Source organism: Sorangium sp. So ce119 (assembly GCF_051524405.1).
GTDB classification, from domain to species: domain Bacteria; phylum Myxococcota_A; class Polyangia; order Polyangiales; family Polyangiaceae; genus Sorangium; species Sorangium cellulosum_G.
Map to the genome: position 1 here is coordinate 8,376,672 of NZ_CP150310.1, position 12,290 is coordinate 8,388,961.

Genomic DNA, 12,290 nt, shown 5'->3' on the forward strand with positions numbered 1-12,290 from the left:
GTGCGTCAGACGAGTCACCCACCATGTCGAGCTCGGCGCGTCGCTCTACGCGCTTGAGCAGCAGGACGACGCGCTCTTCGCGGTGCAGGCGGCCACGACGATTCAACCCGTTTATCGCTCTAGCTCCGTGTGCGGCGGACGCGCGCGCCGAGCTCCTCGAGCCGCGCGACCGCGCGCGCAGGGTCGATGAGGCTCTCCGGGTGGTAGAGCCCCGGGCCGACAGGCGGACCGCCCTCGAGCCCCAGCAGGCGCTCCGTCGCGATCGCGGCGCCATACGCGCTGAGCCGTGCATAGCTGTCCGCGTCGACGATGTCGTAACGCAGCCGCGCGGCCGATCCGTCGTGGCGCCGCCCCGACACCTCGACGACGAGGTCCGTCGCGTGGCCCGCGCCGCGCGTCGCCACGTCGCGCGCGGCCATATCGACGCGGATCGACCGCGCGTCGGTGGCCGCCGCGAGGCTGACCACGTCCATCAGCGGCAGCGCATGGCCCACCCGCTCCACGCCCTCGGCGTCCGCGAAGCGCCGTGTCGCCGCGTCGCCTCGCGCCCAGGTCCATTTCCCGTCCTGGAGGACGAGCGCCGCCTGCCCGATCTGCTCGTTCCGCTCGAAATCGGCCTGGGACGCGGGACCGCCGCGGTCGTCGGCGTCCACCACGCAGCCTATCGCGATCGCGTCGACGCTCCGGAGATCCTGCGCGAGGTGCAGCGCCGCCAGCGTCGCCGCGCCGCCGAGGGTGTGACCCAGCACGAGGATGGGCGCGCGCGTCGGTCGCGCGACGTGATGGGCGACCAGCGGGCCGATCTCCGTGACGAAGTCCGAGAAGGCGATATGAGGCACGCCGTCCGCCTGGGCGCGCTTCACCGCGTTGGACGCCTCGTCCTTGACGAGCGTGACGACGGCGCTGAACGCGGCGCCTCGCTCGAGGCCGAGATCGTCGCGGCCGACGTCGGCCGTCGTCGCCGTCGTCGGACCGCCGACCTCGGCGGCGACCGCGGCCGCTCTCCGCGCGTCGCGTCCGGCGATGGCGATCGGAAGATCTGGATGCAGGCGCCGGAGCGCCCTCGCCGCGCGCGCGCCGACGTGGCCGGAACCGCCGATCAACAGAACAGGTGACATCGCTCGTGTGGTCATCTGGATGGACTCCTCCCGTCGGGTCGCGCAGGCGCCCGGGATGTGTTCGCCGCAAACTTACCTTCAGTAAGTTACCTTTGGTAATATGCGCCGGCCGGTGGTCGTGTCAAGGCGGAGGGCGAACGCGGCGCGGCGCGCGGCGCGCTCGCGGCCCACGTGCTCCGCGGCCGCACCGACGGATCCGACGCGGCGCGGGTGCTCGGGTCGCTGATCGTGCGGTGGGCCTCGACGCGCGGCGGAGGGGCACGTCGGCGCGAGCGCGCCGCGGTTCCGGGCGGCGGAGCGCCGCGGCCGGACTCGGGGCTACGCGACGCTGCTCGGCCGGTACCAGTCGAAGTTGTTGTGGAACGGGAAGCTGTTGATCCCCAGGCTGATGCTCACGTCGAGCGCGCGGACATGGTGCCACCAGCCGACGGGGATGAAGAGCGCGTCGCCCGGCTCGAGCACGACGTCCTTCACGAGCACCGGATCCATCGAGCCCTGCTCCGGGTCGCGATCCGCGTACATCGCGCGCGCCCCCTCGAACAGCGACGTCTCGAACGGGGCGATCATGCGGTATCGCTTCCTGCCGTACACCTGGCCGAAGAGGATGTTGGATGTGTCGTAATGCAACGGCGTGACCGTCCCCGCGGGGCCTAGCCACAGCGCCGAGCTGCCGAGGAGGCGCTGCGCGGCGCAGTACCCGTCCGGGAGCACCACGTCGTTCAGCAGGGCGCCGAGCCTCGTCCGCTCGAGGACACGGTTGTTGGCGACCATGTAGAAGTCGTTCGTCTCCGTGCGCGCGGCCTCGATGCGCGCGACGAAGTCACGCAGCAGCGTGCTCTCCGTGTGTCGCGCCGCGTGCATGTCGTAATCGGGGTCGCTCAGGCGTCCTGTGGTGACGTCGACCGCGACGTCGCCGAAGGTCTCGGCGAGGTACGCCGGCGTCCACCGGCCGAACGCGGGCCAGCAGGTCACGACGTCGGTCAGGACGACCGGCACGTTCCCGGCGACGTACACGTCGCGGAACTCCGCGGCGGACACGCCGGAGCGCCGCGGGATCCCCGCCGGATCGAGGGCCGTCGACGCCATCCGCTGCTTCAGCCGCGCCAGCATCTCGTGCTGCCGCGCCGCGCGCGCGAACGGCCGAGCGGCGAGGAAGATGGGCGAACCGACGATCGCCGAGAGGAGCTCCTTGGCCTGCGCGCTGCTCACGCCCGCCGCCTGGAGCTGCTCCGAGACCAGGCGCTCCGGCACGCCGCGCAGCAGGTTCTCCGTGGCCCAGCGCCACCATTCAGGCGCGACCTCCAGCTTCCGATCCTGTTCACCCATCGTCGACCTCGATCTCAGCTCAAGGGAACCACCGGCGCGACGCTCGAGACCTCACTCGCACGGAGGAGGCATCGGCGGCGGCATCGGCGGGATGGGGTCACCCTCCTCGTCATCCGGGGGCGGCGGGGGCATGGGGGGGATGATCTCGCCCTCGTCGCCGTCCGGGGGCGGCGGCGGCATCGGCGGGATGATCTCGCCCTCGTCGCCGCACGGGGGAGGCATAGGAGGCGGCATCGGCGGGATGGGGTCACCGTCCTCGCCGTCAGGAGGCGGCGGCATCGGCGGGATGGGGTCACCCTCCTCGCCGTCAGGAGGCGGCGGCATCGGCGGGATGGGGTCACCCTCCTCGCCGTCAGGAGGCGGCGGCATCGGCGGGATGATCTCGCCCTCGTCGCCGCACGGGGGATGCATCGGCGGGATGGGGTCACTCGCCTCGCCGTCCGGAGGCGGCGGCATGGGTGCGATGACCTCGTCGTCGATCGGCGGATGCATCGGCGGGATCACCGTCCCGCCACCACAGCCCTCTGCGGTGTGCGTCCCGGTGCTGGACTGATCCCCCTGGCTCCCGCCGTCGGTGCCAGGCGCGTTACAGGCAACCACAAGGACCGCAGCAGCCGCAGCGGCAGCTCGGGATACCCCCCGTACCAGGGCCGCCGTGCGAGGCGGGGGCGTGGGCAGCGGCGATAACAAGGCCGCATCGTCCGAAAGAAAGACACGTGACATGAACACCTCCGCTGCGGACGCCCTGCACGGCATGTGCCAGCCCCCATCCGTCGAAAATCTCTGGAGATTTCGCTGTTTACGCCCGTGACCCGAAACGCCCGCCAGTCACTGGCCCAGAGTGGCGCAGTGGGGATGGTTCTGTCACCCCGATTCGGTCGGTGTCGCTGCCGCCCCGGACCGCCGGATGCCCTGCCGCGCCGGCGGCGCGCTCGGCCGCGGGCCGGGGCTCGGCGCAGGGCCCGCGCGGGCGAGGCGTCGTCGAGGGTGAGGAGCACGTCCTCGGGGGTGAGCGCGGCGCCGCGGTCGTCGGCGGCGATCTGTCGAGGAACGCCGCCACGGCGGTGAACCAGAACATCGACGCGCCCGCAACGACGCTGACGCGGCGCGCTCCTCCGGTTGTGCCTGACACGCGGGGGGTTCACTGATAGAGTCGCGCGCATCGCTTGGGCCATTCTGCGCCCTTCTTTGAGGAGATCCCAGCATGTCGTTCACGGCTCGTTCCTTTGGCTTGTTTGCTGTGCTCACGCTCGCATCCCTGGTCGCATGCGGCGACGACTCGAACTCCGGCGGCACCGGCGGCGCCGGCGGCTCTGGCGGCGACGCCGCGGGCCCGGGGAGCACCTCCGCCGGCACCGGCGCCACCAGCGGCGTCACCAGCGGCGTCGCCACCAGCGGCGCGACAACGGGCAGCGCGACGACCGGCGTGACGACCTCCGCCACCACCGGCACGGGCGGCACGGGGACCGGGGGCGGCGACAGCACGACCAGCACGGCGACCGGCAGCACGGGCTCCGGTTCATGCGATATCTTCTGCTCGGACTTCGAGGGCGGCGCGCTGCCGTCCGAGGTCCAGTTCTACCCCGAGTACCTGCGCGCCAGCATGGGTGACTACGTCACGCTGGACAGCACGGGCCACAGCGGCTCGCGCTCGGTCAAGGTGTCGGGCACGGGCTTCAGCCAGATGCTCGGCGTCCCCGTGCCGAGCACGTTCTGGGGCAGGATCTACCTCAAGGGCGACTCCGCCAGCCAGATGGGCCACAACACCTATATCGCGGCGACGACGGGCAACGGGGACCCCAACGAGGGCGAGCACATCCGCATCGGCGAGCATCAATGTCAGCTCGAGCTGAACCGCAAGTCCGACGACGCCGAGAAGCTCTCGAACGGCGGTATGTACACGTGCTCCGGCGGCGTGAAGCTCGCCGCGGACACCTGGTACTGCCTCGAGTTCCACTACGACGGGCCCGGCCGCGAGGTGCGCGTGTTCGTGGACGGCGCCGAGGTCGAGGCGATGCACGTCTCGGACTGGGGTCCGTACGACTACAAGCTCTTCAAGTTCGGGTTCGAGAAGTACCACGGCGGAAACAAGACGATGTGGTACGACGACATCGCGCTCGGGACGGAGCGCATCGGCTGCGGCCCGTGACGGTCGCGCCCGTCGTCGAGGCCCGCTCGCAGCGCCTCGTGCAGGTCAGTCGTCCATGACCGCGTTGACGATCCCGTCGAAGAACTCCGCGCTGCCGACCGCATCGAGCATGCGGTCCCAGCCGGGCTCGTCGAACGGGGTCGGCAGACCGTGGTTGGTCAAGAGCACCCCGAACAGCTCGCGGCGGGGGTCGATCCACAGGAACGTCCCCGTGCCGCCGGCCTTCCCGTAGGCGGTCCTGCCGAGGCGCATCCCGCCGTTCGAGAAGCGGTGGGTCGCGAGCTCCCAGCCGTAGCCCTTCGGGGTCAGCAGGAGGTTCGAGAGCGGGGACACGTCGGTGTCCGCCGCCCGGACCTCGGGCGTCTGGTTGCTCACCATCGCGTCGGCGGCCTGGCGGCTCAGGATGCGGACGCCGCCGTACCGGCCGCCGTTGAGCATCATCTGGCAGAAGACCGCGATGTCCCGCGCCGTCGAGAAGACACCGTCACACCCGGCGACGCCGCCGAGGGCGTAATCCTGGTCGTCCTGCACCTCGCCGCGGACGACGCGGCCGCGGAGCTCGGAGAAGCCCGTGGCGGCGGTGCGCGCGATCAGCGCGGCCGAGGGGTTGAAGGTGGTGTCGCGCATGCCGAGCGGGCCCCAGATGCGCGCCTTCGCGAACGCGTCGAGATCCATGCCCGAGGCCGCCTCGATCACCCGGCCGAGCAGGCGGTAGGTGAGGTCGCTGTAGAGCACCTGCGTGCCGGGCACGTACTCGAGCGGCGCCTCGGCCATCCGCCGCCAGACGCGCTCGGCGTCCTGATCGTCGAGGAACTGGCTGTCGAGCGGGAGGCCGGACGTGTAGCGGAGCATGTCGCGGACCTTGACCGCCCGCTTGCCGTTCGCCGCGAAGCCGGGCACGAAGTCGGCGATCCGGTCGTTCAGCCGCAGGACGCCGTCCTGCACCAGGATCATCGCCGACGTCGCGGTCGCGAGGACCTTGGTGATCGAGAGCAGGTCGAACAGGGTGTCGAGCGTGACCGGCTCGTCCTCGCCGCGAACCCGGGTGCCGAACGCCCGGTGGCCGACGATCCTGCCCCGCCGCGCGATCAGGGCGACCGCGCCCGGGAAGAGGCCGTCGGTCACGCGGCGCGAGACGCGCGCGAAGACGTCCTCGATGCGGTCCGAGCACAGGCCGACGCCCTCGGGCGAGCCGGGGAGGAGCTGGTCGTAAGCTAGCCCCCCCTGCGGCGTCCCGACCCAGGTTGAGGGCGCCGCCTCGGCAACCCGGGTTGAGAGCGCCGCCGCCGGCGCGAACGCTGCCACCGCCGCCGCACGACCAAACCCCTGGAGAAGACGCCTGCGGTTGAAAGTTCCATCCTCAGTGCACATGACCACTCCTGAACCGTGGGGGGTAAGCGGGGCGAGCTGCGCCACCGAGGCCGCGTGGCCGGCGGAGCGCGCCGCGCGCTGCCGATCGCGGTCGGCGGCGCTGCTCGCGCGGTCATCCCAGAGGATGAGCAGGACGTATGCCGGGGCGCGCGCCGGGGGCGGACCCGGCATTTCGCGACGCCGGGGTCTGCTCGCTCCGGCCGGCGACGCGTGGGTCGTGCAACCGCCTGCACGATGTGCAGGGCGCTGCATGAATCGTGCAGGCCGGCGCACGGCGCCGCGTATCATGTGCCCGTGGACGAAGGCTCTCCGGGCGGGGCGCGGGGCTCCTGCACGACGTTGCGGCTCGCGATCGTGGCGGGCAGCTCGATCGCCTTCGCGCCGCTGCCGGGCCGCGGCTCGGTCGTCCTCGGCCGGGACGAGGGGTGCGACGTGCGCATCGACGATCGGTCGGTGTCGCGCCGGCACGCCGCCCTGCACGTGGGGCCCCCGCTCCGGATCGAGGACCTCGGGAGCGCCAACGGGACCTTCGTCGGGGAGCAGCAGCTCCCCGCCCTGACGGCGCGGACCCACCGGCTGCGGCGCCTCTCGCGGGAGAGCGCCGAGGTTGTCGTGGGCGAGAGGTTCAACCTGGGTGCGACGACGGTTGTCGTCGGGCGGGCGCCGGCGGGGGCGGCCGAGGAGGCCGACCGCGGGAACGCGCCCGAGGACGTCGTGGTCCGCGCCCCGGCCATGGTGGCGCTCCACGAGCAGGCCGCCCGCGCCGCGCGGAGCTCCATCTGCGTGCTCATCCTCGGCGAGACGGGCGTCGGCAAGGAGGTGCTCGCACGGACCCTCCACGCGCGCTCACCCCGCGCCGGCGGGCCCTACGTCGAGCTGCACTGCGCCTCGCTGCCGCCGTCGCTCCTCGAGGGGGAGCTCTTCGGCCACGAGAAGAGCGCCTTCACCGGGGCCACCCAGGCGCGCCCGGGCCTCATCGAGTCCGCCGACGGTGGAACGCTCTTCCTGGACGAGATCGGCGAGCTGCCGCTCGCCTTCCAGGTGAAGCTGCTCCGCGTGCTCGAGGACCGGAAGGTGCTGCGCCTCGGCGGCCGCACGCCCCGCCAGATCGACCTCCGCTTCGTGGCGGCCACCAACCGCGACCTCCAGGCCGAGATCGCGCGCGGTAACTTCCGCCAGGACCTCTACTTCCGCCTGAACGGCATCTCGCTCGTCGTCCCGCCGCTCCGCGAGCGGCTCCCCGAGATCGCCCCGCTCGCCAGCAAGTTCCTCGAGGACGCGTGCCGGCAGCTCGACCAGCGCGGCGTGCCCCGCATCTCCCCCGAGGCGCTCGGCGCGCTCGAGGCCTACTCCTGGCCGGGGAACGTGCGCGAGCTGCGCAACGTGGTCGAGCGCGCGGCGATCCTGTGCGCGGGAGAGGCGCTCCTGCCCGGCGATCTGCCGCCGCACCTGACGAGCGGCGCCGCGCCGCCCCCGGCCGGCGCGGCGCCGCCCCCGGCCGGCTCCGTGCCGCCTCCGGCCAGCGTCAGCACCCCGCGCGCGCGCGGGGGGGCCGAGAGCGACGGCGCCCCCCGGGCGCGTGGGGGGGCCGAGAGCGACGGCGCCGCGCCCGCCGCGCCCGCCGCGGAGGCCCCGACGCCGCAGCCCGGCGCCGACGCGATGGCGAGGCTCCGGCAGGAGATGAAGGCGCTCGAGCGGCAGCGCGTCGTCGAGGCCCTCGAGCAGTCCGCGGGCAACCAGACGCGCGCCGCGAAGCTCCTCGGCATCTCGCTCCGCACGCTGATCAACCGCATCGACGAGTACGGCATCCCGCGGCCGCGGAAGCGGATGTCGTGATCGCTCAGGAGCCGGGCGAGAAGCCGGGCGAGATGGGGGCGCCCGTGGCGCGCAGCGTGTCCGATACCCCGTCCAGGATGCCGTGGAGCGCCGCCTCGACGTCCTGGCCCGCGCCGAGCGCGAGCCCGCGCTCGGCCAGCGCGGTCGCGGCCGCGGAGTCGCTCCCGGCGAGCGCCTGCTCGGCCGCGCGCAGGTAGAACTCGACGGCGAGCTGCGGCTCGCCGCCCCGCTCGAAGTGCTCGGCGAGCACCTTGGCGTCGTGCTCCCCCGCCTGCAGGAGCCACTCGGCCGCGAGCCGGTGGCCGAGCGCGCGATCGTGATCCGGGAGCATCGCGTAGGAGCCGTCGCGGATGAGCGCGTGCCGGAACGCGTACTCCTCCTGGTCCGAGAAGCGGCTCTGCTCGCGCCGCTCGAGGAGCTCGCGCTGGAGCATCCAGGGCAGCCAGTCGACCGCCAGGGTCGAGCCCTCGGCGTCGCCGAGCAGGGCGAGCGCCCCCTTCTTCCAGAACGTCTCGCCGAAGACGCTCGCGGCCCGGAGCAGCCGCCTCGCCTCGGCGGGGATGGCCTCGAGCCGCGCCTCGACCATGCCGAGGATCGTCTCCGGCAGCCGATCGGCGCGGCCCTCCGCGACCGCCCGGATGAGCTCCTCGAGGTAGAAGGCGTTGCCGCTCGCGCGCTCGACGAGGCGGGCGACCTCCGAGGGCGGGAGGCCGTCGCCGAGCATCTGCCGCACGAGCTCCTCGGCGGCGCGGCGCGGGAGCGCGCCGAGCGTCATCTCGTGGATCTCGCTGCCCTCCCAGAGGACGGGGAAGGCCTTCCGCACTTCCACACGCGCGAGGTAGAGCACCGCGAACGGGCGGTCGCGGAGCTCCCGGAGGGCCCGCGCGATGAGCTTGAGCGACGCGGCGTCCCCCCACTGGATGTCCTCGAGCACGAGCAGGTAGGGGCCCGCCGCGCACGCGGCCTCCATGAAATCGAGGTAGGCGAGCGGGATCTGGTCGGCCATGAGGGCGGGGCTCTGCCGGGCGGCGTGGAACCGCGGGTCGGCCTCGCTCGGGAAGGGCGTGCCGACGATCTCACCGAGGAAGGCGGCGATCCGGGTGCGGCCGCTCGAGTCGAGCGCCGGGGCGCGCGCGACCAGCGAGAGGAGCCGCTCATGCTGCGCGGCGGCGGGCTCGCCCCCGGTGATGCCGGCGGCGCCCCGGAGGGCGGAGCCGAGGAGCGAGAACGGCGAGCCCGCGCTGAGCGAGTCGCCGCGGCCGACCGCGATGGTGAGCTCGGGGTGCCGCTCGCGCAGGATCTCGATGAGCTCGCAGCGGAGGCGGGACTTGCCGATGCCGGGCGGGCCGGTGATCAGGATGGCGCGGGGCTCGGGGCCGCCGAAGCTGTCCTCGAGGAGCTCGCGCAGGTTGCGGAGCTCGCGGTCGCGGCCGACGTAGGGGCTCGGCTTTCCGAGGAGCGTCCGCGCCGTGCGGCCGACCTCGCGCTCCTGGAGCAGGAGGAAGGTGCCGGACCGCGCGGCCTCGATCTCGAAGCGGGCGTCGAGGAGCGCGCGGGTGACGTCGTCGATGCGCACCGGCGCCGGCTGCCGCTCCGGGCGCGCCTCGCGCTCGGCGAGGGCGAGGAGCGCGGCGGCGCGGTCCATGACGGGGCCGACCGGGAGGCTGCCGGTCTGCTCGGCGCGGCCGGTGGCGAGCACGACGGAGGCGTCGGGCAGGAGCTCGCCGAGCTCGAGGGCGCACCGGGCCGCGCGGGCGGCCTGCTCGATGGCGTCGCCGACGCCCGCGATCGAGAGCAGGAGCGTGCCGTCGGCGAGCGTGTCCACGCGGGCGCCGAGCGACTGGGTGCGGGTGTGGAGCTTGGTCGTGAGCTCGCGGGGGAGCGCGGAGACGAGGGTGCTGGCGGCGCTGCTCGCGGAGGTCTGGCGCGGCTCGCGCGCGGCGACCATCGAGAGCAGCCGGAGCTCGCCGGTGGTGATCGCCTCGTAGAGGACGGGCGTGACGGCGAGGCCGCTGCTCGGGTCGCGCTCGAGGGCGTCGAGCGCCTCGATGACGGCCGCGCCGTCGCGCGGGCGCTTCTCCGGGTCCTTGGCGAGCATGCGGGCGACGAAGTCGTCGAGCTCCTGGGGGATGTCGGGCCGGAGGTGGCGGACGCGGGGCGGGTCCTCCATGAGGAGCTTGGCGAGGAGGGCCATGACGTGCTGGCCCTGGAACGCGGGCCTGCCGGTGAGGCACTCGAAGAGCACCGCGCCGAGCGAGAAGATGTCGGCGCGGGCGTCGAGGCGGTCCCGGTCGCCGGTGGCCTGCTCCGGGGCCATGTAGCCCGGGGTGCCCATCACCGAGCCGGTCCGCGTGAGGGCGCCGATGGTGCGCTTCATGCGGGCGATGCCGAAGTCGAGCACCTTGAGGCCGGCGACCTCGCCGCCGACGAGGAGGAGGTTGCCCGGCTTGACGTCGCGGTGGACGATGCCGCGCGCGTGCGCCGCCCCGAGCGCCTCGGCGGTGGCGCGGAGGAGGGCGAGGCTCTCTTCGAGGTCGAGGCGCTGCCGGGCGAGGCGCTGGGCGAGGCTCTCGCCGTCGAGCCATTCCATGGCGAGGTAGGGCACCCCGTCGGGGGTGACGCCGTGCGCCACGTGGCGGACGATCCTGGGGTGGTCGAGCTCGGCGAGGATGCGGGCCTCGTGCTCGAAGCGGTGCACGCCGGTGCGGTCGGGCTGGCCGAGGAGCTTCAGCGCGACGGGGGTGCCGGTGGTCCGGTCGAGGGCGCGGTAGACCGTGCCCATCCCGCCGGAGGCCGCGACGCGCTCGATCTCGAAGCGGCGGTCGATGACCTCACCCGGGCGCATGGGGCGGAGAATGCACCGGCGTCGAGCCGTCTTCAACGGTCGGGCGGCGGCAGGTGACCGGGGTGACCCGACCCGGGTTGCGGGTGACCCGACCCGGGTTGCGGCGGGAGCGGGGGTGACCCGACCCGGGTGACCCGACCCGGGTTGCGGGGCAGGTGACCCAGGTCGCGGCCTGACCCAGGTTGAACCAACGGGACGACCGCGACCCGACCCCGACTGGCCGACGCGACGATCCGACCCACGTCTTGAGCCAGTGCACGCTGTTCGCCACGAGTGCGACCCGTCCCACAGATTGAACCGACCCAGGTTGCGACCTCAGGTCAGTAACCCGACTCACGTCGGTGCCCTACGGGTGGGACCCGCCCCACATCTTGAATCGACCCAGGTTGCGGGTCCGCCACATCTTGAATCGACCCAGGTTGCGGGTCCGACCCAGGTTGCGGGTCCGGAGGCCCCGCAGCTCGCGGTCCGAGAACAAGACGTCACGGGGCTCGTCTACTGACACGGGAAAATCCCGGTAGGCCGAGTAGAGCTTACAGCATCCTTCGCGCCGCCAGCACAGCATGACTCAGCGCATGCGCTCGCATAGCGCCGCTCGAGCAAGCCGCCGCCCATTCCGCCTCCTCGAGACGGACGCTCCCCACCACGACGCGTCGAAGCCGTCGCACAGTCCTGCCCGCCGCGCCTCGTTGCGCACTGCCGCAGCGTCTACACCGTAAGTACGACGTCAGTCACGCTGACGCCGTGAAATGTGCGCATCCACCACGTCCCCGCCGGGAACACGACGCTGCGTACACCGGCACGCCAGCGTTCGAGCGCCGCGCGGTACGATGCGCGAAAGGCCCGCACAGCAGCGCCGGCGATTCGCCACGCTTCGCCCTGCTGGCGGCCGACCGCGAACGTCGGATTGCGACCACGCAGCGCCTCGAAGGTCGTGGCCCGGTCATAAGGGGAGACCTCGCCGACTCGCACGGCGCCAAGGAAACAGCGCCCTTGCTGCCGCACCTCCGCATGGGCCTGCGCTTCCTGTCGCTCGAGCTCGGCCGCCACCTCATCGCGGAAGGCATCTGCGCTGTCTGGCTCGATGACCGGGGGCAGCGCGAGCAGGAGCGCCACTTCCTCGGGCCACTGCGGATTTTCCGGGTCGAGGTACGCCGTCGGGCGCGCGGCGCGCAGCACGCCTCGGCCGATCTCGCGCACGTCCGCCTTGGCGCCCGGCCACTCACCCGCATGCTGGACCAGCCCAGCGGCCACAGGGTTCGCGAGGACGTAAGCGATCTTCTCCACCACCGCCGCGCGCGTCAGCAGCCGCACCACGCTCGTGGCCTCATGGTCCCATACCGGTCCTTCCCACTGGCGCAGCACCTTGGTACCGAGCGCGACGATGCGATGGAAGAACTGCAGGAATCGCGGCAAGACGCCGTTCGCGTCGGTCACGACGAGGTGCAGATGTGTGGACATTGCGCAAAGCGCATGGACCTCGATGCCGTAGCGGCGGGTCGAGACCGCGAGTGCGTAGACCAGGAGCTGGGTGATCGCCGCGTCCGGGCGGAAGAGGAGATGCCGGCGCAGGACGCGACGGGTGATGAGGTAGGTGGCGCCGGGGGCGATCTCGCGGGGCTGGCTCATGGCCGACGGACATCAA

Annotated in this window: 8 protein-coding genes; 2 read left to right on the plus strand and 6 right to left on the minus strand. The window is 72.9% G+C overall.

The annotated features are described in order from the left end of the window. Positions 1-119: 119 nt before the first annotated feature. From WME76_RS31590 to WME76_RS31600, 3 genes are all read right to left on the minus strand, one after another. The gene (locus WME76_RS31590) at positions 120-1,133 is read right to left on the minus strand and encodes a hypothetical protein (protein ID WP_437955961.1); all 1,014 of its coding nucleotides are present in this window, start codon (positions 1,131-1,133) and stop codon (positions 120-122) included. A gap of 303 nt (positions 1,134-1,436) precedes the next feature. Beyond that, positions 1,437-2,444: a cupin-like domain-containing protein gene (locus tag WME76_RS31595; RefSeq protein WP_437955962.1), complete on the minus strand. Its 1,008-nt coding sequence runs from the start codon at positions 2,442-2,444 to the stop codon at positions 1,437-1,439. Positions 2,445-2,495: 51 nt separating this feature from the next. Next, positions 2,496-2,936, minus strand: coding sequence for a hypothetical protein (locus WME76_RS31600; protein WP_437955963.1), 441 nt, complete (start codon positions 2,934-2,936; stop codon positions 2,496-2,498). A gap of 712 nt (positions 2,937-3,648) precedes the next feature. On the opposite strand from WME76_RS31600, the gene WME76_RS31605 reads away from it, so the two are divergent. Continuing rightward, entirely contained in the window at positions 3,649-4,593 is a 945-nt protein-coding gene (locus WME76_RS31605; protein WP_437955964.1) for a hypothetical protein, read from the plus strand. A gap of 45 nt (positions 4,594-4,638) precedes the next feature. Here WME76_RS31605 and WME76_RS31610 read toward each other — a convergent pair whose 3' ends face one another. After that, positions 4,639-5,898, minus strand: a complete 1,260-nt coding sequence (locus WME76_RS31610) for a serine hydrolase domain-containing protein (protein ID WP_437955965.1) — start codon at positions 5,896-5,898, stop codon at positions 4,639-4,641. Positions 5,899-6,258: 360 nt separating this feature from the next. Here WME76_RS31610 and WME76_RS31615 point away from each other — a divergent pair, with 360 nt between their 5' ends. After that, positions 6,259-7,800, plus strand: coding sequence for a sigma 54-interacting transcriptional regulator (locus WME76_RS31615; protein ID WP_437955966.1), 1,542 nt, complete (start codon positions 6,259-6,261; stop codon positions 7,798-7,800). A gap of 4 nt (positions 7,801-7,804) precedes the next feature. On the opposite strand, the gene WME76_RS31620 is transcribed toward WME76_RS31615, so the two are convergent. Together WME76_RS31620 and WME76_RS31625 are read right to left on the minus strand one after the other, a co-directional pair. Then, positions 7,805-10,645, minus strand: coding sequence for a serine/threonine-protein kinase (locus WME76_RS31620; RefSeq protein WP_437955967.1), 2,841 nt, complete (start codon positions 10,643-10,645; stop codon positions 7,805-7,807). A 708-nt stretch (positions 10,646-11,353) separates the two neighbouring features. Continuing rightward, complete coding sequence (locus tag WME76_RS31625) at positions 11,354-12,274, minus strand: transposase (protein ID WP_437955968.1); 921 nt, start codon at positions 12,272-12,274, stop codon at positions 11,354-11,356. Positions 12,275-12,290 lie beyond the last annotated feature (16 nt).

Bases quoted from the DNA above. Each gene is read 5' to 3' on its own strand.
- WME76_RS31590 (WP_437955961.1), bottom strand. From the start codon at position 1,133: ATGACCACACGAGCGATGTCACCTGTTCTGTTGATCGGCGGTTCCGGC.
- WME76_RS31595 (WP_437955962.1), bottom strand. From the start codon at position 2,444: ATGGGTGAACAGGATCGGAAGCTGGAGGTCGCGCCTGAATGGTGGCGC.
- WME76_RS31600 (WP_437955963.1), bottom strand. From the start codon at position 2,936: ATGCATCCGCCGATCGACGACGAGGTCATCGCACCCATGCCGCCGCCT.
- WME76_RS31605 (WP_437955964.1), top strand. From the start codon at position 3,649: ATGTCGTTCACGGCTCGTTCCTTTGGCTTGTTTGCTGTGCTCACGCTC.
- WME76_RS31620 (WP_437955967.1), bottom strand. From the start codon at position 10,645: ATGCGCCCGGGTGAGGTCATCGACCGCCGCTTCGAGATCGAGCGCGTC.
- WME76_RS31625 (WP_437955968.1), bottom strand. From the start codon at position 12,274: ATGAGCCAGCCCCGCGAGATCGCCCCCGGCGCCACCTACCTCATCACC.